This is a genomic window from Escherichia sp. WS2035 (assembly GCF_046487065.1).
GTDB classification, from domain to species: domain Bacteria; phylum Pseudomonadota; class Gammaproteobacteria; order Enterobacterales; family Enterobacteriaceae; genus Escherichia; species Escherichia coli.
The window spans coordinates 63297-86834 of the sequence record NZ_JBJQKD010000013.1; the positions used below are offsets into that span (position 1 = coordinate 63297).

Consider the following 23538-nt stretch of genomic DNA (forward strand, 5'->3'; position numbering starts at 1 on the left):
GAGTAGGCATTTTTTCGCTTACTGAAGGGCAGCTGTGAGCGAGGAACAGACTTTCCCTACTTCGTTGAGAGTACACCTAGTACAATCAAGGCTAAATGATAAAAATATACAAAATATCATATTTATGATATATATAATGGCATTAATCTTATTCTTGGATTACGTTGAAAGGGTAATATTATATTTGTGTAACATAGTTTAGATAACAATGCCGTTATGGGGGGGGGAAAGACATTTCAACATATTAGCTTTGTATCTAACGCTCATGTAGATCTCGATTTTGAACTTAAAGAACAATTATTTTTTAGAGAGCAAGGTATTTTTGGGGAACAAAAACATAAAGTAATGGAGAGAGGAGAATGTATCAAAAAATCATCGATTTAATTTAGATTGTCCGTATAGTTGGGGGTAAGTCGAATCGCTGGGCTACATGGAATATTGTGTCAAGTAAAAATATATTTCAATCTTGCAATAACCGATTGTTGAAAATAATGTCAAATCTTAATGGTGAATGGGGAGAATATAATAAACATGAGTCGATATTATGCAAATGGATTTAAATATTTTATACCCGAAGACATAGGGTTTCGAGAGTTCGATGAGACTACTTTGAATGCTTTCGAATTTGCTGGCTAAAACATATAGGTTATATCTTACATCTGTTTGTAATGGAGCGTAGATGCGACAAGCTACACCATAATAATCATATTATGATATATTGTTAAGTTGTTATGGCATTAAATAAAATTATGTCATTTTGTTAACCAAGCAAGAATCAAAGGACTTTTAGATGGGTACGGCATTAATTTCAAGCTTTATTAGTGGTGCAATAGCTATAATCTCTATTGCTATATCTACTTATAATCAGAATAGAATAAACAAGCTCAATGAATCACTGGATGTAAGGAGAAAACATCAGTACTATATTGAACCGTTAATTCGCTCAGCTTCAGACTTACAAAGCCGTATTTATAATATATTAGAATTGGGGTTCATTGAAGAGTTTTATCATAATGGGAATAAGCGCCAACAAGATTATGTTATCAACAATACTGTTTTTCTTTTTTCCCAGTTTTTTGCATGGACAGAAGCTGCCCGCATAGACATTCAATACCTTAGCCTAGAAAAAAATAAAAAAATGAGGGAGTTTATTAGATTACAGAACAATATTAACTCATTAATCCAAACAGACGTCTTTGGTCAGTATTTTATGTTTTTCATAGGAGAGCAGAGAGCTATTGCAGAAAAGATGCTGATATCAACAGATACTGGATTTGATTGCATAGGTTACGGCAGTTTCACAAAGGAAAATTGCTTTATCAATGAGCCATTTTTTTTAGATTTAAACAATGAAGTGATAAATATGACAAGAGATATCGGAATTTATAAAGAAAGGCTAATCAGAATACAGCACGCGTTAATCGATTTAATTAATTTTCTTGATCCTGGCATGATTCGATTTGACGGAAAAAAATATGGAAAAATATAACCCAGATGATTCGTATCAAGGTAAGTTGCTATATGTATCAATTTAATTATGGTTGGGTGAAATTTATGTTAATAGTAGCGGAGGGTTAGTTAAAATATGCTCTCAGTGATTTTTGGATAGTTCTTTTATTTATCATTGAAAGTAAATATGTATAGCTTCAAGATTTACAAGTGAATCTGTTTATTGACAGTCCGCTTATGGCACAGAGCGGACTGTCATATTAAATTTGGCTCCACGCCATAGATGTGTCAGCTCATATCTTATCTAATACACACAATAACTTTCTCATTCTTGGAGAATTATTTTTTTAAGGGTAGGTGTTGACGTTAGAGCAAAAGAATGGTGATTTTTTTGATGTGTATTACGTTGGAACTGATGGGAATAACTATCTGTTTTCAACGCACTGCTAATTTATCAAGGCCCTTTGATCAGGGCCTTCGAAAGACTGTTGGACCGAGAGAGTTACTTGCGTTTAAAAAGGTATTTTGTCACGACCAGCACGAGGCCGAATACCTCTGTCAAAGTACCGCCCATGTACAACTGTAGTGTTAAATCCTCAAATTCCAGCTTACCTGCGCCGTCGGCAATAAATACACCATTCATTATCAGAAGTTGGAAAGCAAGGATAATCAGGAACCATTTCCCGTATCGTTTTTTTAGAGCGATTTCTGCTTCAAAATCTTTGTTGTTGAGTTGTTTGCGCTCATGCTCGGTATCAAGTGAATTCACCTGTTTCACAGATGTGAACTCGGTCAAGATTTTACTCTCAGTACGGGTGACTTGTTGAGAGGGTGTAGCAGTTGGAATTCTTTTGCTAGACGCAGCTACAGCCATTTTGCGAGCTTCGGCAGCTCTTTTTCTGGCTATTCCGCGAATACGGACAGCCGTTTTTTTGGGGGCGTGCGAAACCTTTGGCTGAGGTGAAGCTTCGTCAGGAGACTGAACCGGAGTTTCATCGTCCTCCGGCTCAACCTCTTCTGCTAACTGACGGTGTAGGTTGAGGGAATCCTTCAGTCTGCGTGCTACTTCCTGTTTGAAACGGCTGTTAAAATCGTCATCCGATGGCATTTTAAAGCGTTACCCCAACCTCAAGTTCTTTAAACGATAAGTCATCGCATCGTCAGATACGCCAAAATAATGCGCCATTATATAACTTGGTTGACCGTCAGCGTGCAGTTTTCTGACCTCATCTACCGGCATCAGAAGTTCTGCTGCGAACTTGTTTGCAAAAATTTCATCAGGATGCGTTCCGGCGCTTGCGGTTTCGCCACGTAAATCAACGTACTCATATTCATCGCTATGCGATGCTTGCCGGGCGATGTAATGCCCCAACTCATGCCCACATGAAAAACGTTGACGAACTTTGTTGTCATCACTGTTTAGAAAGATCGCTGGATCTTGATCTTTTTGTTTAATCAGTGCGCCAGAAACTTTCCCAGGAAGATCGGTAATAAAAACATCTAATCCCATGTCGTGAGCAATTTTCGCTGGATCAACAGGGAAACCACGCCCGCACCAGAACGTGTCCAGCACTCGCCGGGCGTGCTCTCTTGGGTTGGTAGCCATAGCTCCTCCAGTTACTGCATTACGATTATTGGTTGAAATATAGACAGCATGTTCCGTACCACATTCCTGTAAAAGTGCAAATTCTGCACTTCTGGTACGATATTAACTGTTAGTAGTAAAGTCTTCCAGATAAATCACTTTAAAATCTTGTGAATTGCTTGCTTTTTACGCTGTATTGTGGATGGTTCAATGTTTCCAGTAAAAACATACATGATAATCATGAGTTTAGTGTTTTTTTAGGCGTCTATATGTTTCTGGAAAATACAGGTCTAACCTGATCTTATCGTTGAGATTTTTTGTACTCAGTATGCGTGAACGATTCGACCAGGTGACTGTGTACGTGAAGAAGACCGCCCTTAATATTTTAAATGTGCAACCCCTCAGAAGAGGGGCTACTCTCACTTCTGCAGTATCTCGCCAATACCTGCCAGATTCTCGTCCATCTTGTCACCGTTTTCGATAAGGATGGAGTTGAGCCGATTCAGTTGCATAGCAATTTCAAGTTTGATTAAGGTATCCACCGATACACCAGTTTCTTTTGCTAACTTAGTAAGAGCCGCAGCTCGATTGGCTAAATTAAAATCATCGAACTCATAACGACTTCTGCACGGCTGGTTGCCTAACGTACCCATAGTGATTCCTCATGATATAAAGACCCAACAATATAAATTACCAGGCACATCATAAGATAGGGTTCCAGCCCATATTTTCAAATATTTGCAAGTATCACCGTTCAGTCTAAAAAGTTGGATGATGATTTAACGAGCCATAACAAAACCCTGCCTCGGAGGTTTTTTCTTTTTTATAGAACTCAGCGGCGTGAAAACGAATAATAAATTGTGCAAATAGTGCAGTTTTTATTATTCGAGGTAATTATGAAAACCTTCTATGAGGACTGGCCTGAAACTTTCGTTAGCCGGTTAGATATGTTACGGGCGTTGGATGATCGCGGTTCGACCCGGAGGCTCTATCTTGAACGGACCGGGGCAATATTTGACGCTCTGGCAGAAGAGATACGTACAGTCGTTGCCGGGCATCCTGAAATCGACGTGAGTGAACTTGATATCGGGCCGCTGTATCGCTATTACAAACGTGGAGAAAAGGGGAATCCGCTGGCTGACTTACTTATTGAGTTGGCTCCACCAACTTGTGAACGGGTTCGTATATCTCCTGAAGTGTACATAATCCCGTATCTGTTTTTTGCACTGTTGATAGCGCAAGGCGCTGACAACGATGCCCGCGATTTTTTCAATATGATGATGCGACCGTTAATCATCGCCTACCGTTTCAAACAACTGGCGCGATACCTGGGAACAAAGGGCGGAGGACGACCACAGCACAGATTAAAAAGCGAAGCCATTGAACTGGCTGATCGTTTTTTTACTGAAAACCCGACAGCGCCATTATCGCGTGGCGTGCAATACATATCCGGTATTTTTGTGGCGAAATACTCTGACCCACCTGCAGCGTCGACGATTAGAAAATGGTTAATTCCAATTTACAGGAGTGATAAATAATGACCATAAACGGTTTAATCCCCTATAAAACCGTTTAATAAAATTCACGACGTGAATATAATTGTTCATTATTCCCTCATTGTATTTGGCGTTATGACAAATGCCATAAAATACTGTATAAATATACAGGTTGTGGCATTGGGGGGAAGACATGAATATTCAAGAATCTATAGGCGAACTACCGGAAACATGCCGGGCTGTTATCAAGCGTAAGGACGGACACATCGTTGGTGTGCGTGTTCTGACCGATGATGAGCGGATTGCCAGCCTGATGGCGTTTCTCGAGTTGGCAGAAATAGCTGGATATACTATTACACCCCCTGACGCGTAAAACACGGTATAATATCGGTGCTGGATTGAACACCCGGCACCATTTTCTGAACACTGCCGCGCCACCTGGAGTTAACCATGGCGCAGCATTCATTTATCAGGGTATCCGGCGGTTCGCTAATACCCGCGACACCAGACACGCAACGCTGGTTGACTGAACGAGTCAAACCAGGTGCTGTTGTGTATGCAGATTTCAAACAGGCGCGTAATCCCGCGTTTCATCGTAAATTTTTCTCACTTCTCAACCTGGGCTTTGATTACTGGCATCCGTCCGGAGGGGCTATTTCTCCTGCGGAGCGCGAACTGGTTCACGGCTACGTTAAGTTACTGGCGTATTACGGTGGACACGGTGATGTCATGGCAGAGCTGGCTGATCAGTATCTTCTCGATGAGTCGGAAAAGCGCGCGGGGAGTATCAGTGCGGTGAAGTCGTTCGAGGCGTTTCGCGCATGGGCGATTATGGAAGCTGGGTTTTATGACGTTCATCAGATGCCAGACGGCAGTTTGATGCGCGTACCTCGTTCAATCTCGTTTGCAGCGATGGACGATCTTGAGTTCGGTCAACTGTATTCAGCCGTTTTAGATGTGCTGTGGAATTATATTTTGTTCCGCACATTTGCCTCTCAGGAGGCCGCTGAAAATGCCGCCGCGCAGCTGCTGGATTACACATCATGAAAAAAATCGACCTGAGAAAAGCTGCACGCAGTCGCGCTTGTACTGTGCGTATCCCCGGTGTGTGCAATCACAATCCTGAAACCAGCGTACTGGCTCATTATCGTCTCGCCGGAACGTGCGGCACAGCCATCAAACCTCACGATATGCAGGGCGCTATCGCCTGCAGTGCGTGTCACGATGCCATCGACGGACGTACAAAAACGGATTACGAGCACGACTCATTGTTGTTGATGCACGCTGAGGGAGTTTTCAGAACACTGGCTATCTGGCGCGATGAGGAGTTTATCTGATGAGTAACGAGTATTTATTGGAATATACCCGCATAAAACTGCGCGCTGCATTGCGGGATTTGTCTGGTGGTTCTAAGGGGCAACTGGAAGCATTGTGTGAGCACCCACCGGCAGACAAAAACGCATACCCACGCAAACATATTCACCGTGTGCAGCTGGAGGACCGGACCGTTGATGCTCTGGTTACGCCAGTTTACGCTCTGGAAAGTTTCAGCAGACGTCGCCCCGCGCCGCCGATGAGTGATTTTGAATTTGCTGATTCATCCTGGCGGCGTTCTGTGAACTCGCTGGATGCAAGTCAGCAAGCGTGGTTGCGTTATTGCTACGGTGGTAACCTGGCATTCAAACACCAAACAGCTATTTGTGAGGCTGTCTGGAGTCGCTATAAAGGAAACATCCCCGCGTCAACTCAGAGAAAAGTAGTTAAGCGCCTGCTTTCGTTGGTGTGGTTGTCCGTGCAGGCGGTCGCAGCAGCAAATAAACGCGAGGATTTTAAGGAGATGGCCGGATCTACCCTAGCAGGAATGCTGTCGGTTTCTCGTTCCACCTGGTGCGAAACATACTCCCTGCACTGGGTAGGAATGAAAGAGGCGGTGAGAGCACTTGATGAAGTGGCACTTCTTGCAACTTTGCATCATTATCAGAACCATTTAGACGACGTTTGCGTATAATGCTTGCAAAAACGAACAAAATAGGCCATATTTGACGCTAATTTGGTATGTTGCCAAATTTCTAAGAACCTCGCCACGGCGGGGTTTTGTCGTTTCTGAATCAGGAAAAATCATGTCTGAACCTCTAACCGCTGGCGTTGCTGCTGGCTCGGCGGGGGTGACGTTTGCTGCGTTATTTCCTGAGGCAACACCTGCAGTGATGATCTGTGCGCTGGCAGGCGCAGCTCTCTATGTGTTGTCGTCCGGGCAGCATCGATTCTGGAAGCAGGTTATTTTCGCACTCATTTCGTTTGTTGGCGGTGTGTATTGCGCTGAGACAGCGTCAGCCATCATTACCGGTATTCTGAACGCGGTGCTGAGTCACCTGAACCCTCCCGTAACAGTAAAAGTCTCTCCCGCCATTGGTGCACTGGTTGCATCAGTAATCAGCGTTACATCACTGTTGCGGATCATGTCACAAGCTCGTTTATGGAAATCAGATAAGGGGATGAAATAATGACCCTGCACTCTGTCCTCATCAATGCCAATGCAATTATTTGTCTGATGTTGGCACTACGGTTGATGTTTTTTCAAAAAACAGGCCGCTATCGTTTTTTCATCTCACTAACTGCTTACCTCGCGATTCTGTCTGCTGCGTGGATAGCCCTACGAATTTTTTACGGGAAATATACGCAGGTTGATCCCGCAGAGTTCTTTCTCAACCTCACCATCTGTATTGCTGTCTGGCGGGCACGAGGGAATATTTCAAAAATAACAGGAGACAGGTAATGACGGATCCTAAATGGCTAATCGAGGCTCGAAAAAACCTCGGCATTCGGGAAATGAAAGGGAAGCAACATGCTGCAGAAATTGTGCAGTACTGGAAAGATATCAAACGCGGCGGCATTAAGGATGACGAAACACCGTGGTGCGCTGCTTTCACCGGGGCAATGCTGGAACGTGCGGGTATTCGCTCAACGCGTTTTGAGTCTGCGAATTCTTATCTCGATTGGGGTAATGAACTGAAGGAACCCGCCTATGGATGCATTGCTATTCTGTCTCGGTCTGGCGGTGGTCACGTCGGCTTTGTTGTCGGGAAAAATGCCGCCGGGGATTTAATGATTTTGGGGGGCAACCAGGCAGATGAAGTAAATATCAAAGCTTTTCCTCGTTCCCGCGTAACAGGCTACCGCTGGCCAGCAGGTCAAACGGATGTTCCACAATCACTTCCATTGGTGAATGCTGAGAAATCTATCTCAGAAGCGTAGGTAAAACGTGAAAAAACTTCTCTTAGCTGTCGCGTTCTTCACGCTGGCAGGCTGCACACATTCGACATACACCGAAGCGACTCGCGCTGACGGCAGCAGTATTAAACACGTGATGATCGCGCCGGGTACGAAGATTACTACTGCGAACGGTGGTTGTATTGATTCAACCGGGGCAGAGGCTTCATGCCTTGGTGGAAAATAGGGTAATTTACTTTAACGAGAGGCCGCCTTTTTGTTTTAAGGCGGCACACATTCAACAGATTAAGGTAACTGATTTGACCATTTTGTTGCGCGCCAGTTGTTCTGAACCATAATCTTCTGAAGTATCTCATCTGAAGGCTCTGCTTCGCCGCTTAGCCATTCTCTTAAAGTTGAACAATTTAGATAAGAGGAGTTCGCACGATAAAAAGATACGATGGCGTCCTCTGATAACTTCTCAGGAAACTTTTTTGGGTCAGCTTCTTTTAATATTACGCTCATTAAGGCTTCAATTTTTTCTCTGTTCATTTTTTGCGTTCTCATGGTTGTTGTTTTTCTGTAATGATATCAATAAGTTCAAGATATATACATATATGGAAAACTTGTTCGGTAGTCTATCGATACAGCACAAAAGGATGGCTCGCTGCCAAAGTGAAAGCTTACGCTGATAATCAGATACACAAAGCTGATGTATGCAAACAAGTACGCCGCGAGGCTACAGTTGAGTTTGATGAACCTGATGCGAGCCCCTAATTCCTGTCCTGAAAGGGAGATAGCCCCCTGGTCGCGGGTCCTTTCCGAAATCCAAAACACCGAGGGTCGGTAGACGCGCAAAAACTCGCTCGTTTTTAGTATTTTTTCATTTTGGGTATTTCCGGTTCCGGTGAGGATTTTTAATGGCAAGTCAGGCTGAGGTTGCAGCACATTTACTGCTATCTGATCGTCGTCTGCGCGATCTCGCAAAACTTCCGGGAGCACCAGTCCCACAAGGACGTGGTGATTGGGAGCTAGACGCATGGCGCCATTTTTATATTCGTTATCTCCGGAGCAATAGACGCGACACAACTAGTAATGACGAACCGGAAGCGGGGGACAATTCTCCCGAAAAAAATCGCGAGCAGTGGCTGAAAAATGAGGAACGACAGGAGCGAATCCTGATGGCACGAGTAAAACGCCGCATTCTCGCTAAACGCTACGCGCCAATTGAATTAATTAGCGTCGCTGTATCTCGCGTCGCCGTTGAATTACGTACCCGCGTCGAGTCGTGGCCACCACGCCTGAAAAAGGTCTGGCCGGAGATGCCGCAAGAGGCGAGCAGTGTATTACGAGAGGAGCTGGCGATAGCCTTAAATGAGTTGTCAGACATACGAATCGACTTCAGCGATTACGATGTCAGCGATATCGAACGCGATCTCGACAGGGTTGAATCCCTTGCGCGTGACGATACCGATGACGGGTGTTGAGTGGGCTGATAAATATTTTTATCTCCCTGAGGGCTCCAGCCACATCGCTGGGCACTGGACGACTCAGCCGGTCCAGGTAGTGATGCTCAATATGATGACGAACGACGCGATAAAAATCGTGTCTGTTCGCAAATCAGCTCGTCTCGGTTATACAAAAATACTCGTCGCGGCGCTGCTCTATTTCGCTGAGCACAAAAAACGTAGTGCCGTGGTCTATCAGCCTATCGATGACGAATCGGATGGATTTGTCGCCGACGAGGTTGACCCCGCTATCGCCGAAATGCCAGTGATTCAGAAAATTTTCCCCGACTGGGATAAAAGCAACGAGCGTAACAATCTCCAGCGTAAAGAAATGAGCGGCGCGATTCTTGATTTTCGCGGCGCGAGTGCACCAGGAAATTTCCGGCGACTAACGAAACAGGTTGTCGAGGGTGACGAAGTTGACGGCTGGCCGCTGGAAGTTGCCAAAAAAGGCAAAGGCGAGGGCTCGCCCATCGAACTGGCGCTCGTTCGAATTAAAGGGGCAGCGTACCCGAAGGCGATTTTTGGTTCGACGCCGACCGTTACCGGCAAAAGTCATATCGAAATGCTCGAAGACGCTGCCGATCTGACGTTTCGTTTTTACCTGACATGTCCGCATTGTGGCGAGGAGCAGGTCCTGGTATTTGGTTTCGACGGTATCGAATACGGCCTCAAATGGGATAACAGCCTGCAGACCAATGAGGCGAAATCGTCGTCCGCGTATTACCAGTGCTGCCACTGCCCGGAACATTTTTACTATCGCGATCTCGAAAAAATGGAGTTCGGGGGGCGCTGGATAGCCGAGGACTGCACCTGGACCCGAGACGGCATTCATTTTTTTGATCATGACGGTGGCGTCGTTCGCGCGCCGAAACACGCTGCGATCGTGATAAACGCCCTGTATTCACTAAACCTCGATGGATGGGGCGAGATTGTCAGCGAGTGGCTGAAAGCGAAAGGCGACCCGCTCAAGGAAAAGACGTTTCATAACACGACGCTCGGCGAACTCTGGAGCGACGTGGCCAGCGAGCAGCTGGAGCACGATATTCTGGTTAATCGCCGGGAAAAATACGCCAGCCAGGTTCCTGACGGTGTTGTTTATATAACCGGCGGCATCGACTCTCAGACGTCCGGGCGCTACGAGTGTTATGTGTGGGGCTGGGGAGCCGAGGAGGAGTGCTGGCTGATTGATAAAACAATCGTCCTCGGTCGCTACGACGAGGAGGACACGCTGCAGCGCGTCGACGGAGTGATTCGCAAACAATACCGGCGCAGCGACGGGACCACAATCGGCGTCAGTCGCTGGGCGTGGGATACCGGTGGTATAGATGCGCAGGTCGTTTATAACCGCTCGCTGAAACTCGGTCCGCTGTGGGTCATTCCAATCAAGGGCGCGAGCTCATACGGCCAGCCGGTCGTAAATATGCCTCGTACCCGTAACGCGAATAAAGTGTATTTGTCGTTGATTGGGACAGATACAGCGAAAGACCTGCTCGCAATGCGCCTGCAGCTGGAACCCGACTCCAAATCGGCGACACCAGGTGCGATTCATTTTCCCAACGACGACGAAATATTCAGCACGACAGAGGCAAAACAGCTCGTCTCCGAGGTTCTGATCCCGAAACTCATTAACGGTCGCGTCGTTTATCGTTGGGACAACCAGGGCCGGCGAAATGAGGCGCTCGACTGCTGGGTGTACGGACTGGCAGCGCTGCGTATCAGTAAAATTCGTTTCCAGCTCAATCTCGAGACGCTCGCTGAGCAACGGAAAAAATCACAAAACAAACTGTCTCTCGAGGAGATGGCCAGAATGCTCGGAGGGAGCTAATGACGTCGCGCGAGGTTTTAACAGAACGACTGCTGGAAGCGGAAATCGCTCTGCACAAATTATTAACGGGTAAATCGACCGTGTCGCTGTCTCACGGCGATTCAGCAGGAAATAACCGGAGCTATCAATACTCGCAGGCGAGTATTGAGCAGCTCCGAACGTACATTATCGAGCTGAAATCACAGCTCGGTCTGAGTACGGGACGCCGTCGGCCCGTGGGAGTTCGATTATGACTGCTCCGCAGCAGCTGCTCGGGCCTGACGGTAAAACGCCACTACGCCGTTACGCGGGGTATAACGGCGGCGGTCCCGGTTTCGGTGGCCAGCTGATTGACTGGAACGCACCACAGCAGAGCGCCGACGCAGCACTGTTGCCGAATTTTTATCGCGGTAACGCGCGAGCAGACGATCTCGTTCGCAATAACGGCGTCGCGTCGAACGCCGTGCAGCTGCACCAGGATCATATCGTCGGCAATCTGTTTAAGTTGAGTTATCGCCCTAACTGGCGTTACCTCGGCATATCTCGCGAGGACGCCAGGGCGCTGGCGCGTGACGTCGAGGTAGCGTGGACTGAATACGCCGAGGACCCTCACTGCACGATTGATATCGAGCGGAAACGGACGTTCACAATGATGATCCGCGAGGGCGTGGCTACTCACGCTTTCAACGGTGAAACCTGCGTACAACCAGTCTGGGAGAGTAGTGCCGGCAGCGTTTTTCGGACGCGATTCAAAATGGTCTCACCGAAACGGATTCGAAATCCGGGTTACGCAGCTGACACTCAATTTCGCCGCGCCGGTGTTGATATCGATAAAAACGGGGCCGCGGTCGGGTACTGGATAGCCGAGGATACTTACCCTCTCGGCGGAGTCGGTAAATGCCGGCGTATCCCAGCACAGCTCAGCAGCGGCAGACACGCATTCATCCACATATTCGAGCCGCTCGAGGACGGACAGACCCGCGGGGACAATATTTTTTACAGCGTCATGGAGCGCCTGAAAATGCTCGACACACTGCAGCAAACACAACTGCAGAGCGCCATTGTGAAGGCGATGTATGCCGCGACAATCGAATCAGAGCTCGACAGCCAGCAGGCGTTTGAATATATCGCCGGCGCGGGTACTGATATCGACTCGAACCCGCTGAATTCGTTTATTCAGAGTTACGTGACGTACTACAACGGCGCAAATATCAAGCTCGGTGGTGTGAAAGTTCCCCACCTGCATCCCGGCGACAAACTCAGTTTACAGACCGCTCAGAATGCTGATGCTGGTTTTAGTTCACTGGAAAAATCACTCCTGCGTTACGTTGCAGCTGGCGTTGGCGCGTCATACGAAGAACTTAGCCGGGACTACAGCCAGGTCAGTTACTCCAGCGCCCGGGCCAGTGCTAACGTCAGCTGGCGATTTTTCATGGGGCGTCGACGTTTTATCGCCGCGCGACAGGCGTCGCTGATGTTCTGCTGCTGGTTTGAAGAGGCGCTGGCACGCGGAATTATCACCCTGCCACGCTCAGCTGTCCGGTCGTTTTATGAGGCGCGGAACTCCTGGACGAACGCGCTCTGGATCGGCGCTGGTCGCATGGCGATTGATGGGCTGAAAGAGGTTCAGGAGAGCGCCATGCGCATCACAACTGGCCTCAGCACGTATCAGAACGAACTGGCGCTGCAGGGACAGGATTACGAGGAGGTTATGGAGCAGCAGGAATACGAAATTCAGCGCCGGCGTGAAATGGGGCTGAGCGAACCGTCATGGTCTGTATCTCACCCCTCAAATACCAACGATAACGGCTGGGGAGGTAACTGATGCCGTGGAACAATTTTCCGCACCTCGCCGCCAGGGCGTTCAATCAACCGCTTTTGCTGGAGCCCACCTACGCGCGGGTATTTTTTTCGGCGCTGAGCGACCGGTTCGGTACCGGGCGACTGATTGATACAGCGTCTGGAGAGGTAATGAACAGCGACGAAATGAACGCGCTCGCGATGGGGTGGGACAGCAGCGAGCGAACACGCCAGAAATCGTATCGCGTGGAGCGTGGTATAGCCGTTCTGCCGGTTACCGGGACGCTGGTTCATAAATTGGGTTATATCAACCCAGTTAGCGGGATGAGCGGTTACAACGGAATCGCAAAACGCCTGCAGCAGGCGATTTCTGATCCCGATGTAAGAGGGGTCCTGCTTGATATTGACTCCCCTGGCGGTGAAGTCGCCGGCGCGTTTGATACTGCTGATTTAATCGCCCGGGCGCGAGAGCAAAAACCTGTGTGGGCGCTGGCCAGCGATACGGCCTGCAGCGCTGCCTATTTGCTGGCGTCAGCGTGTTCGCGCCGGCTGATAACGCAGACAGGCACAGTTGGTTCAATCGGTGTCCTGATGGCTCACCGCTGCGTCGAAAAAGCGCTGGAGATTGCTGGCGTCGACGTGACGCTGATTTACGCCGGCGCGCACAAAGTTGACGGGAACCCGTATTCCCAGCTGCCAGGCGACGTTCGCGACGAATTCCAGCTGAGTATTAACAGCACGCGCGAGCAGTTCGCGCAAAAAGTCTCGGATTATACCGGGCTGAAAAAATCCAGGGTGCTGGCCACGGAAGCTGCAGTATTTATCGGCGCGGACGCGATTAAATCTGGTCTCGCTGATCAACTCGTTAATTACGCGGACGCTATCGCAGTGATGGCCGACGCACTGAAACCAAAAATGGAGCGCTTTATGTCTGGTACAGAAACCACGGCGGAGACCACGACCACAGAACAAACCACGACCACGACTACTGTCGCGCAGGTTGAGTTTAACACGGAGCAGATTCGCGCGGACGCCGCATCAAGCGAACTGGCGCGTGTGATGGCCATCATCAATTGTCCCGAAGCTGTTGGGCGCGAGGCGCAGGCAAAAGCGCTCGCTGGCGTCCCCGGGATGACGGTCGGGCAGGCGCAGGTAGTCCTCGCTGCAGCACCTAAAACGGCGCAGGCGCGGACAGAAACGGCGCTCGATACACTAATGAGCACTGAATCACCAGCGACTATTCAGGATGCTGGCAGTACTACGGCAACAGGAACAACCGCAAACGTCTCGATGCTGGTTGCTGCAGGGCGTTCAATTTTAGGGGATGAATAATGACTACAGAAACGTATAGCCCGGACGATTTTATTCTTGGGCCTGACCTTGTTGTCACGACCGTCGGTCATTTTCAGGGCGGGATCAACGTACCCCGGCTGACACCGATTATGCTCGACGCTACTGTCGGGACGTTTAAGGTTTGGGACGGCTCAGTCGGTAAAGCTATTGGCCTCACTGCCACCGCAGTTAATACTGGCTCCAGTTCTGCAGACTGCTCGTACTATAAATCAGGCTCGTTCCGTTACACGGCGATTAACTGGGGTACGGTTACCGACGTAGCTAAACGCAAATCAGCATTTGCGGGTACGCCGATCAGCGTCGGCTGATAGCAAAAAACTCAAAACAAGCCGCCTCCGGGCGGTTTTTTTATAACAGGATATATAAATGAGCGATTCGTTTACTACGTCAGAACTGATTACCGCGACACAGCAGGTATTTAAGTTCAATCCGTTGTTTTTAAAGCTGTTTTTCCGTGAGACCTACACGTTTACGAGCGAAGAGGTTTTTCTGGATAAAATCCCGGGAAAAGTGAACATGGCCGTGTACTGCGCGCCGATGATCACCGGCAAAGTTGACCGCACTCGCGGCTATTCAACGAACCATTTCAAACCGGGTTACACGAAACCCAAGCACACGATCAATCCGAATATGAGCATCAAGCGCGCAGCCGGTGAGCAGATTGGCCAGCCGGAAACGCCGGTCGAACGTCGTGCAAAAATCATCATGCAGAACCTGCTTGATGAGGAACTGAGCATCAGCCAGCTCGAAGAGTTCCAGGCGGTACAGGCTGTTCTGTACGGTAAATACACTGTTTCCGGCAGCAATATCGAGACCTATGAGATCGACATGAGCCGCAGCGCGACGAATAACGTCACTCAGTCCGGTTCGACAGCCTGGTCGACTCAGGACGCGGAAACGTATGACCCGAGCGACGATATTGAATCCTACGCGGACCTCGCCTCCGGTGCGGTTAACGTGATCATCATGGATGGTAAAGCCTGGAAGCAGTTGAAGCGTTTTAAAAAATTCTGGACGGCACTGGATACGCGCCGTGGCTCAAACAGCCAGCTCGAGGTCGCGCTGAAAAACCTGGGCGACGTTGTCAGCTTTAAAGGCTACTACGGCGACACTGCGCTGTTTGTCTACAAAGGGCAATACCTCGACCCGGTAACAGACACTGAAACGCGTTATATGCCGGATAACACGATGATCCTTGGCAACACAAAAAACCGCGGGCTCCGCACTTATGGCGCAATTCAGGACGAAGACGCGCTGAAAGAGGGTATTTCCGAAGCGACGCGCTATCCAAAAGTCTGGACCACTACCGGTGATCCGGCAGTGACGCAAACAATGACGCAATCCGCGCCAGCAATGGTCCTCACGGACGCCGACGCGTTCGTTGTCGTAAAAATCGCGTAAGAGTCGAAAGGCTCTTTTTTGTTAAGGAATCAACATGAGCACAAAAACAGAATTGCTGGCGCGTATTGACGATCTGAGCGCTCAGCTCGGTCGCGAATTACCGCGCAGCGGGACTATTGCGGAACTGGAATCAATCGTTGCCGGCGCTGAGTCAGAGCTCGATATTCTGAACGAGCAATCCGGTGACGCGGGAGGCATCGAGATTACAGTGAATACTGCGTCCGGGACCGATAATGAACTCGCTCAATCAATCGCGAGCGCTATCGTTTCACAGTCACAAGAGCAGGAGCTCGCACCGGCTACGCGCCGCGTCAAGTTGCGTAACACGCTGGACGTTTATCACTACGTGAACGGGCGTCGCGTTCGCGAGATTGTTGCCGCAGGCCGTGAAATTGTTGTTGATTCACCGGAGGTCGCAGACCTTATCGCAGCTGATCACGTTTACGCTCTATGAGCTACTACGATGACCTCCGGGCCGGCGACGAGGAGATGATCCGTGAGTGGGGACGGCCCGTTAAATTACGCGGTAAAACCGACCCCATTATCGCTATTTTCAACGAGCCTTACGCGCGCGTTGACGTTCCTCACGCTGGTTTTATTACCGGTACAGTAACGAGCCTGACGGCGCTCTCGGACGACGTCGCTGGCGTTGTTGCGCGTGACGTCGTCCAGGTTCCAAAGCAGCGCAGCATCGAACCTGACGGCTCTGTTACCTGGTCTGGCTGGACCGATTACGTGGTTAAAGAGCCTCAACCTGATGGCACAGGGCTCACGAATATTTTTTTAGAGCCTCACACGTCCAGCGAAAACAGCGAGTATTCAAAATACTAAGTGGGACCTCGGTCCCACTTAAGGGGGAACCGTGGCCGATTTACGTAGTAACGCGCAGATGTTCGATATCGATGTTTCGGCGCTGGAGCAGCTCAGAGTCGAAATCAGCGCGACGCAACATCAAATGTTAATGGTATACAACAGGGCGCTGAACCGAACTGCAAAACATATGCACCGAATTTCAGCAGGAATGATTTTGACTGCACTGGCAGCTAAAAATCATAAGGCCGTAGATAAACGAATCAAGCCGTTCATTAAGCGCCGTAATTTTACAAAAGAAGGGGCAGGAGACCTGAGCAGCGCCAAGCTCTGGTACGGTCTGAATGATTTCCGGGTATCTGAGCTAAAGGGGCGATTACAAAATCCACGGAGGCAAAAACAGCCTCGCGATCTTGAGACCGGCCTGTTTTTGAAAACCAAAAAAGGCGCTAGAGGGGCAACTTTTACACCCAAAAGTGCAGGGCTGGCGATGATGAGTTGGCCCGATTCATTCGTAGCGAAACGCTACGGTGCGAAAAGTGTCTGGATTCGACTGGATCGCGGAGGAATCGAAGAGGCTCGCGTACCTGTGCACGACGCGCTGGAGGATGCTATCGATGATTATATTTTTGAAAACATTGGCCCTGTTTTTATGGGCTTTTTTGAGAAAGATTTGCGCGGTCGCGTGAAAGGTAATGTCCACGTAGACCCAAAAACAGGTAAACGATTATGAGCGGACTGGATGCATTTGACGAATATCTTGATCGCGTTAAAGGCGCGGTTTTACAAATACCGTTCATCAAAACATTCGGAATTTATCCGGAAATTCCGGCTGGATTTGAAACGCCAGCTCTGTTCCTGGAAATCAGCAACTGGTCACAGAGTGACGAATCGGTTCCAGGCTCAATTCAGTCAGTCGAGCTGTCGTGTAATTTGTATTTGCTGCGTGAATTTGCAGCTGATCAGTACGGACTGAAATCGCAGAATGCAGCGCTCTATATGACGAGCTGGATCAATGGGCGAATGTTCGGTCCCGGAACTAAACCGGCAAAATTCAGCGACGCGGAACCGTGCGACTGGATTAAAAACGGGCAGTCAGTCGGTTCGCATTCAGTTCAGTGCGTGTCGTTCACGCAGGTTGTAGGCGTTGGTCCAGATATTTTCGATTATCCCTCACAGGGGACCCTGAAAAATATATACGTCGGAATAGCACCAGATATCGGCGCAGAACATGAGGGCGACTATTATGGCCCAATCGGACGATGAATATGCTGCAGCGGAGAACGCGCGCAGGCTGCGTGACGCAGTTAAACGCGGCACGATAGCTGCAGTTAAAATGAATCCTCCACGCTGCCGAGTCTCATTTGGTGGCGAACACCAGTCAGGCTGGCTGCAGTGGTTTACTCACGCCACCTCAGAACGCGTCGACTGGAGCGCACCATCAGTGGGCGATCCCGTTACTGTTGTTTCTGAGGGTGGGGATACGCGGAACGGTGTAGTTATGCTCGGGCTGCACATTGACGACAAAGCTCCGCCAAGCAATGACCCCCATGATCATGTCACTGCATACTGTGACGGGGCTACGATGACGTATAACACAAAAAATCACACTCTGACATGGCAGGGCGTACCGGACGGCGTGGTAAAAATACTCGGTGAGTCTGAAATAGAAATATTTGGACGCGCAGATGTTACTATTAATAGCGAAAATGTAGTTAATATCCATGGTGGGAAATTAATTAACGCAGACGCTGATATTATTAATGTCACAGCGACAGATACAATTAACGCACATGCTGATTTAGTGAACGTTATAGCAACGAGTTCTGTTAGTGTTACTGCTGCGAACAGAATATCGCTGACAGCTCAAACAATCAGCGCGTGGGCTCCGGGTGGTATAACACTAGCTGGTCCAACGCATATTACCGAGACATTAGTAGTAGATAAATTAGCGACATTCCGTAACGATATTTCTGTCACTGGAGATAACGGTGGAACAGGTAATATCACAACTCGCGGTAGTGTGTTAGCAGGGCAAGAGGTGCAGGACCGACAAGGCACAATAACTGAAGTCCGCACAACGTATAACGGACACACTCATATATGTCCGGACGGGGAAACTCAACAACCGAACCAACCAATGGCGTAAAGATGCTTGGAATGGACCGTAACACCGGTAAACTTTTATCGGGGACTGATCACATTCGTCAGTCTATCGTTGATATTTTAACGACCCCGCTGGGGACGCGTGTAATGCTGCCGGAATATGGCAGCAAATTATTTGATCTTGTTGATAATCCCACAGATCCGTCGCTTGCTATGCGAATAATCATGGAAAGCGCTGGCGCAATAGCACGATGGGAACCACGCGTCAGAATTGACAGAATAAATGTGTTAGCAGTGGATATCGGGAAAATAACAATATTAATTATCGCAACAGATATCGAAACACAACAGCGATTAGAGTTTAATAATATGGAGCTGATATTTTGATAACATCAACAGTTCAGAATTCGATAGTGAAAACTATTGATATGAGTCTGCTGCCGCCGCCAGCATTCGTTAAAACCCCGTTATTTTCAGATGTTAAATCTAATCTACTGTCAGAGCTGCAGATATTATATCCACAATTTAACGCACTCCTGGAGTCAGACCCGGCCGTTAAACTGCTGGAAATAGTTGCATACAGAGAAATCATTATTACAGCTCGGGTAAATCAGGGGATGCTCGCTGTATTGCTCGCGTTTGCAAAGGGGAGTGACCTCGACCAGATTGGCGCTAATTTTGACTGCCTGCGGCTGTTGATAACGCCAGCTAATCCCGATGTAATTCCCCCGACTGAGGCTGTTTACGAGAGTGACGACGAGTATCGACACCGAATACAGCTATCATGGTATGCGCGGAATACTGCCGGCAGTACGAACGCCTATAACTATTTCGCGCTGTCGAGTGATCCCGACGTTCTGTCAGCTCAGGCGTACGGCCCGCCGGTGACCCAGCCTGGATACGTCGATATGTATGTCTTGTCGCGAACCGGCGACGGCACTCCGCCTCAATCACTACTGAATACAGTGAATGCGGCCCTGTCTCCTGACGATACTCGACCGCTGACTGATTTCGTGACTGTAAAACCTGCGTCGAACCTGAATTACCGGGTTGAGGCCGTTATCGTAGCCGGGCTCGGACCCGACCAGAACGTTTTGCTTAACGGTGCTCAGAGCGATTTGGCGATATATGTGGATACGCAACATAAAATCGGAGCGACGGCAGCTCTGTCAGGAATTTACGACGCGATACATCGTGACGGCACTGAACGTGTGATTCTGATATCGCCAACAGAGGATGTGATCGCTGGCGTCGGGCAGGCTCCGTACTGCACAGAAATCAAACTCAGCGTGCAAATGGGGTAGCCATGACAAGTCAAAGCGTACTGCCTCCGAACGCAATAACCCCTGAGAGGGCGCTTGAGGTTGTTTTATCTCACGTCGGCGATCTGCCTGGCGATATTCGAATTATTAAAAATCCCGATTTGTGCCCTGCAAATCTGTTGCCGTGGCTGGCGTGGGAGTACGCGGTCACCTACTGGAACCCCGACTGGAGTGAGCAGCAAAAACGCGAAATTATTAAAGCAGCTGCGTGGCAGAATAAGCACCGCGGAACGCGTGGAGCTGTTGAACGAGCGTTATTAACTGTTGGCTTTGAGAGCAAAATGAGAGAGTGGTTTGAAGCCACGCCCAGGGACGACCCGTATACATTCGCAATTAAAATATATCTGCTAAAAAGCATGGGGTTAGATTTAGAACTATTGAATACATTTATTGCACAAATATTTGATGCAAAAAATTGTCGTTCCTTATTAAAAGAAATAAATTTCGAAACGGGTGTCGATGGTGAGTTTTTTATAGCCGGTACACCTTACGCGAAAATAGGCGTAAACGTCCCAGCAGACGGCGACGGCGGTGTAAAAATTAACGGCGGGCTATATATATCGGGCTCACCAATTGTTAGTTTAAATGTGGAGATAGGGCCAAATGGCTGAAAATAAAATTTACGCAGTACTGACAGACCGTGGCGCACAACTTGAAGCCGCTGCGCTGGCATCGGGTGTACCCGTGGTGCTGAATAAATTCGTTATTGGCGACGCAAACGGAAACGACGACGTAACACCGGACCCGGCACGAACTGCATTAATTCACGAGACGTATCGTGGGGATATTAAATCCGCAGAAAATAGCGGTAACCAGGTTATCTTTACACTTTACGTACCGCCAGACACTGGGGGCTATACTATCCGTGAGGTGGGGATATTAACAGATAAAGGCGAGCTGTACTCTGTGGCGCGCTCGCCGGACATTTTAAAACCTACGGACAGCAACGGTGCGCTGATTTCAATCACGTATAAATACACACTCGCGGTGTCCAGCACATCTACGGTTAATGTTGTAGTATATGACAACTACGTAACTCCCGAGGAAGCTGACAAAAAATATTTGCAGATAAGTAAAAACTTATCTGAAATTCCCGCAAATGGTGAAACTGCTCAGCAGGCTGCGCGGAAAAATATTGGTATAGATGGGGACGTTGCATATAGAGATAAGGGTAATGCATTTACTCATCCAAATACTTTTAAAGATGATGTGATTTTTGAAGACGTTTTATCCTCTAAAAAACAAATAAATATAAACAAACCGGGCACTGATTTGACGTTGTTTTCACTTGCTGGTTTATCAGATGTGTCGGGCGATTATTTAGATTTTTCGACCCGTGGAGAAAACAATCAGAAGGTTTTTTATAGATTACGCGGAGTTCACTATGATGGCCTGGTGTTACTGTGCGGCGGGCAGACGTATAAATACTGGAATGAGGCTAATCTTAAACCGGTTAAAACGATTAACGGGGAGTCGCCGGATGAAAATGGCAACATAGATATAAGTCTTTCACCGGACCCATCACCGGAAATAGGTGTTGTTGGCGCGGTTGGTACTTATGCGCTTGTCGCTATTAATCATGCACCACAAATACTCCCGGGCTCCATATGGGCTGGAGGGGATTTATATTACGCTAGTATAAATAATACCGGTTCATATAACACGGATATTGCCACAAAACCATTTTATGACACACCACTTATTGGCTCATGGCGAGCCATGGCGTATTCACCCGGTGGAGTCGGTGATATTGGGACTGCCTGTTTTTTAGCTATTAGGATTGCGTAATGATAAGCGTTGATTCATTTAGAAAAATAACAAACCCTGTTTTTAATGACGAGCATGGGTTATCTATAAATATTATTTGCGATATTGACGGGATTGGAAACGACATTCCATTCACCGCAATGAAAAATGATTGCGAGGAACACGGTAGGGTTTTATATGAAAGAGCGCTGAGCGGGGATTATGGGAGCATTTCTAAATTTGTAAAAAAAGAGCAGACGCAAAAACTCCAGACTACATTACGGACTGTTGGCGATCTGTCAATTGAGGCATTCTCAATTCAGTGTGCAGTAGATGCCGGAACCGCATCTGACGCGCAAATCGAAAATTTGGCCGAGCTTAAAGAAGCAATAGCGACGCGAATTGGTGAAAATAGAGAAGGAATAAAATGAGCGTAACTAATTTTTTACACGGTATTCGCACGCTCGAATACGACGACGGCACAAAAGAGATCAACACAGTAGATATTTCCGTGATTGGGATTGTTGGTACTGCTCCCGATTCCAGCTACCCAACTTGTGCATCACTATTATGGGGATCAGAGCTCGCAGACAATCTTGTTGAGTTTTCGACTGTCATGCCAGGGGCCGACGGAAACAACTGGATTGTTGAAATTGTTGATTTGGGAATTAACGGGAATGTAGCAACTCCAGGATACAGCACACTGCCCGACGGTTCGAGAAAATTAACAATGATCACGGACGGTGCCATGACCCCGTCAAAAATGTACGATCAGAACCAGCAGTATAAAGAAGGACTCCAGATTGGAGAATATATTAACGTCACATTCGGTGGTGATCACGCAGGAACGGGGACTGTATTCGCGCTCCCCCCAACAAATTTATCCGGTGGTAAAGACGAATCGTTCAAATATAATGTTCCGACGTTAATTGCAGGCAGTCAAAAAAAAGCTGGATTGCTCGGTGGGTCTGGAACCCTTCCTCCCGCTGTATCTGAAATACTAAATCAGGAGGATGCCATTATTGTTGTTGTCCGCGTCGAAGAGGACAGCGACGAAACAAAAATGCGGCAGAACGTCGTTAACGGGATTAACGCATTGTTGACGTCTGCGCAAATAAATCAAGTAACGCCGAGAATTTTAATCGCTCCAGATTATAGTGCTAACGATTATATTGCAGAACAACTTGAAGTGGTGACAAATAAATTACGAGGCGTTGGATATATCGATTCACCGCGAGGCGCTACGCCTGCTGACGTTGTAAATCGTCGTCAGAGGTACGGCGGCAGAATGGAAATTCTGCGCCCTCGTGTTTATTCTACGAGTGATGTTAGTGGTTTATCTCGTCCGTATTCAGCTATCGCTGCTGGTTTACGAGCCAGAATTGATAACGAAAAAGGGTTTTGGTGGAGCAAATCGAATCAAAATATCTACGGAATTACAGGACTCGAACAAGTCGATGATTTTATAATCGGTGAAACGAACTGCACAGCAAATCTGCTGAACGCCAGCCAGGTCAGCACAATTATTCGCTATGATGGATTCAGACACTGGGGTAACTATCTGTGTAGCCTCAGTCCCCAATGGTCCTTTGAATGCGTTCGTCGGACAGCTGACGTAATTGAGGATTCAATAGCCCGGGCAATGATGACCGATTTTATTGATCGCCCGATAGACCTGCACCTCGGAACAGACGTTGTAGAGTCGATAAACGCGTATCTGCATAAATTAGAGGAGCAGGGCGCGATTAACGGAGGACGGGCGTGGTTAGATGAAGAGTTAAATACAAAAGAAAGTCTGGCCGCTGGTAATCTTTATATTAATGTTGACTTTGGACCGAAATCCCCGGCACAAACAATTACGTTAATGTACCGCATTAATAATGATTACACAGTTGAAGCTCTGGCCTCTCTTTTTAAAGAAACAGTCTAATAATCTGGAGAATTG

32 protein-coding genes are annotated in these 23538 nt (G+C 48.1%); 28 read left to right on the plus strand and 4 right to left on the minus strand.

Going from position 1 to position 23538, the window contains the following annotated elements; genetic code table 11:
* Positions 1 to 790: 790 nt before the first annotated feature.
* Positions 791 to 1489 carry a hypothetical protein gene (locus tag ACJHX4_RS19650; RefSeq protein WP_000536231.1) on the plus strand — a complete coding sequence of 233 codons (699 nt, stop codon included), beginning with the start codon at positions 791 to 793 and terminating at the stop codon, positions 1487 to 1489.
* A 462-nt stretch (positions 1490 to 1951) separates the two neighbouring features.
* Here the strand turns inward: ACJHX4_RS19650 and ACJHX4_RS19655 are convergent, their stop codons facing one another.
* The 3 genes from ACJHX4_RS19655 to ACJHX4_RS19665 form a co-directional block, all read right to left on the minus strand.
* Entirely contained in the window at positions 1952 to 2557 is a 606-nt protein-coding gene (locus ACJHX4_RS19655; RefSeq protein WP_001138663.1) for a hypothetical protein, read from the minus strand.
* A 9-nt stretch (positions 2558 to 2566) separates the two neighbouring features.
* Complete coding sequence (locus ACJHX4_RS19660) at positions 2567 to 3055, minus strand: ImmA/IrrE family metallo-endopeptidase (RefSeq protein ID WP_000224749.1); 489 nt, start codon at positions 3053 to 3055, stop codon at positions 2567 to 2569.
* Positions 3056 to 3453: 398 nt separating this feature from the next.
* The gene (locus ACJHX4_RS19665; RefSeq protein ID WP_000536919.1) at positions 3454 to 3687 is read right to left on the minus strand and encodes a hypothetical protein; all 234 of its coding nucleotides are present in this window, start codon (positions 3685 to 3687) and stop codon (positions 3454 to 3456) included.
* Positions 3688 to 3930: 243 nt separating this feature from the next.
* On the opposite strand from ACJHX4_RS19665, the gene ACJHX4_RS19670 reads away from it, so the two are divergent.
* The 9 genes from ACJHX4_RS19670 to ACJHX4_RS19710 all read left to right on the plus strand — a co-directional run bounded on the left by ACJHX4_RS19670 (position 3931) and on the right by ACJHX4_RS19710 (position 7987).
* Complete coding sequence (locus ACJHX4_RS19670; protein ID WP_000847617.1) at positions 3931 to 4572, plus strand: hypothetical protein; 642 nt, start codon at positions 3931 to 3933, stop codon at positions 4570 to 4572.
* 151 nt (positions 4573 to 4723) lie between these two features.
* A complete protein-coding gene (locus tag ACJHX4_RS19675) occupies positions 4724 to 4903 on the plus strand; it encodes a hypothetical protein (RefSeq protein WP_001025459.1) in 180 nt (59 codons plus the stop codon).
* Positions 4904 to 4980: 77 nt separating this feature from the next.
* Entirely contained in the window at positions 4981 to 5577 is a 597-nt protein-coding gene (locus ACJHX4_RS19680; RefSeq protein WP_000057010.1) for a DUF1367 family protein, read from the plus strand.
* Complete coding sequence (locus tag ACJHX4_RS19685) at positions 5574 to 5867, plus strand: DUF1364 domain-containing protein (protein WP_000717783.1); 294 nt, start codon at positions 5574 to 5576, stop codon at positions 5865 to 5867. Before ACJHX4_RS19680 ends, ACJHX4_RS19685 begins: the two co-directional genes overlap by 4 nt.
* Positions 5867 to 6538, plus strand: coding sequence for a bacteriophage antitermination protein Q (locus ACJHX4_RS19690; protein WP_000064384.1), 672 nt, complete (start codon positions 5867 to 5869; stop codon positions 6536 to 6538). Before ACJHX4_RS19685 ends, ACJHX4_RS19690 begins: the two co-directional genes overlap by 1 nt.
* Before the next feature lie 112 nt (positions 6539 to 6650).
* A complete protein-coding gene (locus ACJHX4_RS19695) occupies positions 6651 to 7034 on the plus strand; it encodes a putative holin (protein ID WP_001294589.1) in 384 nt (127 codons plus the stop codon).
* Entirely contained in the window at positions 7034 to 7306 is a 273-nt protein-coding gene (locus tag ACJHX4_RS19700) for a phage holin family protein (protein ID WP_000172496.1), read from the plus strand. The genes ACJHX4_RS19695 and ACJHX4_RS19700 overlap by 1 nt, the downstream gene beginning before the upstream one ends.
* On the plus strand, positions 7306 to 7785 hold the full coding sequence (locus ACJHX4_RS19705; RefSeq protein WP_000131873.1) for a TIGR02594 family protein: 480 nt from the start codon (positions 7306 to 7308) through the stop codon (positions 7783 to 7785). The genes ACJHX4_RS19700 and ACJHX4_RS19705 overlap by 1 nt, the downstream gene beginning before the upstream one ends.
* A 7-nt stretch (positions 7786 to 7792) precedes the next feature.
* Entirely contained in the window at positions 7793 to 7987 is a 195-nt protein-coding gene (locus ACJHX4_RS19710) for a hypothetical protein (protein ID WP_000734931.1), read from the plus strand.
* Between the two features lie 59 nt (positions 7988 to 8046).
* On the opposite strand, the gene ACJHX4_RS19715 is transcribed toward ACJHX4_RS19710, so the two are convergent.
* Entirely contained in the window at positions 8047 to 8307 is a 261-nt protein-coding gene (locus ACJHX4_RS19715; protein ID WP_001260273.1) for a hypothetical protein, read from the minus strand.
* Positions 8308 to 8660: 353 nt separating this feature from the next.
* Between ACJHX4_RS19715 and ACJHX4_RS19720 the strand changes: the two genes are divergently transcribed.
* The 18 genes from ACJHX4_RS19720 to ACJHX4_RS19805 are packed head-to-tail and all read left to right on the plus strand — an operon-like array spanning position 8661 to position 23523.
* Positions 8661 to 9227, plus strand: a complete 567-nt coding sequence (locus ACJHX4_RS19720; protein ID WP_000168117.1) for a hypothetical protein — start codon at positions 8661 to 8663, stop codon at positions 9225 to 9227.
* Entirely contained in the window at positions 9214 to 11076 is a 1863-nt protein-coding gene (locus tag ACJHX4_RS19725) for a phage terminase large subunit family protein (protein ID WP_000148195.1), read from the plus strand. Before ACJHX4_RS19720 ends, ACJHX4_RS19725 begins: the two co-directional genes overlap by 14 nt.
* A complete protein-coding gene (gpW, locus tag ACJHX4_RS19730) occupies positions 11076 to 11309 on the plus strand; it encodes a gpW family head-tail joining protein (RefSeq protein WP_000203897.1) in 234 nt (77 codons plus the stop codon). Before ACJHX4_RS19725 ends, gpW begins: the two co-directional genes overlap by 1 nt.
* Positions 11306 to 12880 (plus strand): phage portal protein, encoded by a 1575-nt coding sequence (locus tag ACJHX4_RS19735; protein ID WP_000126513.1) that lies wholly within the window; start codon positions 11306 to 11308, stop codon positions 12878 to 12880. Before gpW ends, ACJHX4_RS19735 begins: the two co-directional genes overlap by 4 nt.
* Complete coding sequence (locus ACJHX4_RS19740) at positions 12880 to 14187, plus strand: S49 family peptidase (RefSeq protein ID WP_332279032.1); 1308 nt, start codon at positions 12880 to 12882, stop codon at positions 14185 to 14187. Before ACJHX4_RS19735 ends, ACJHX4_RS19740 begins: the two co-directional genes overlap by 1 nt.
* Positions 14187 to 14516, plus strand: coding sequence for a head decoration protein (locus tag ACJHX4_RS19745; protein ID WP_000206292.1), 330 nt, complete (start codon positions 14187 to 14189; stop codon positions 14514 to 14516). Before ACJHX4_RS19740 ends, ACJHX4_RS19745 begins: the two co-directional genes overlap by 1 nt.
* A gap of 58 nt (positions 14517 to 14574) precedes the next feature.
* On the plus strand, positions 14575 to 15609 hold the full coding sequence (locus tag ACJHX4_RS19750; RefSeq protein ID WP_001283997.1) for a major capsid protein: 1035 nt from the start codon (positions 14575 to 14577) through the stop codon (positions 15607 to 15609).
* Positions 15610 to 15643: 34 nt separating this feature from the next.
* Positions 15644 to 16063 (plus strand): DNA-packaging protein FI, encoded by a 420-nt coding sequence (gene gpFI, locus ACJHX4_RS19755; RefSeq protein ID WP_000105179.1) that lies wholly within the window; start codon positions 15644 to 15646, stop codon positions 16061 to 16063.
* Positions 16060 to 16440, plus strand: a complete 381-nt coding sequence (locus tag ACJHX4_RS19760; RefSeq protein ID WP_001531773.1) for a hypothetical protein — start codon at positions 16060 to 16062, stop codon at positions 16438 to 16440. Before gpFI ends, ACJHX4_RS19760 begins: the two co-directional genes overlap by 4 nt.
* Positions 16441 to 16471: 31 nt before the next feature.
* A complete protein-coding gene (locus tag ACJHX4_RS19765) occupies positions 16472 to 17152 on the plus strand; it encodes a hypothetical protein (protein ID WP_000774516.1) in 681 nt (226 codons plus the stop codon).
* A complete protein-coding gene (locus ACJHX4_RS19770) occupies positions 17149 to 17685 on the plus strand; it encodes a hypothetical protein (protein WP_000015612.1) in 537 nt (178 codons plus the stop codon). Before ACJHX4_RS19765 ends, ACJHX4_RS19770 begins: the two co-directional genes overlap by 4 nt.
* A complete protein-coding gene (locus ACJHX4_RS19775) occupies positions 17666 to 18568 on the plus strand; it encodes a phage baseplate assembly protein V (protein ID WP_000079174.1) in 903 nt (300 codons plus the stop codon). The genes ACJHX4_RS19770 and ACJHX4_RS19775 overlap by 20 nt, the downstream gene beginning before the upstream one ends.
* A gap of 2 nt (positions 18569 to 18570) precedes the next feature.
* Positions 18571 to 18912 (plus strand): GPW/gp25 family protein, encoded by a 342-nt coding sequence (locus tag ACJHX4_RS19780; protein WP_000901289.1) that lies wholly within the window; start codon positions 18571 to 18573, stop codon positions 18910 to 18912.
* Positions 18909 to 19829 (plus strand): baseplate J/gp47 family protein, encoded by a 921-nt coding sequence (locus ACJHX4_RS19785; RefSeq protein ID WP_000633314.1) that lies wholly within the window; start codon positions 18909 to 18911, stop codon positions 19827 to 19829. The genes ACJHX4_RS19780 and ACJHX4_RS19785 overlap by 4 nt, the downstream gene beginning before the upstream one ends.
* A 2-nt stretch (positions 19830 to 19831) precedes the next feature.
* On the plus strand, positions 19832 to 20458 hold the full coding sequence (locus tag ACJHX4_RS19790; protein WP_000203868.1) for a phage tail protein I: 627 nt from the start codon (positions 19832 to 19834) through the stop codon (positions 20456 to 20458).
* Positions 20451 to 21635 (plus strand): phage tail protein, encoded by a 1185-nt coding sequence (locus tag ACJHX4_RS19795; protein ID WP_001531771.1) that lies wholly within the window; start codon positions 20451 to 20453, stop codon positions 21633 to 21635. The genes ACJHX4_RS19790 and ACJHX4_RS19795 overlap by 8 nt, the downstream gene beginning before the upstream one ends.
* Positions 21635 to 22024, plus strand: coding sequence for a hypothetical protein (locus ACJHX4_RS19800; protein WP_000626358.1), 390 nt, complete (start codon positions 21635 to 21637; stop codon positions 22022 to 22024). The genes ACJHX4_RS19795 and ACJHX4_RS19800 overlap by 1 nt, the downstream gene beginning before the upstream one ends.
* The gene (locus ACJHX4_RS19805; protein ID WP_000117510.1) at positions 22021 to 23523 is read left to right on the plus strand and encodes a phage tail sheath C-terminal domain-containing protein; all 1503 of its coding nucleotides are present in this window, start codon (positions 22021 to 22023) and stop codon (positions 23521 to 23523) included. Before ACJHX4_RS19800 ends, ACJHX4_RS19805 begins: the two co-directional genes overlap by 4 nt.
* Positions 23524 to 23538 lie beyond the last annotated feature (15 nt).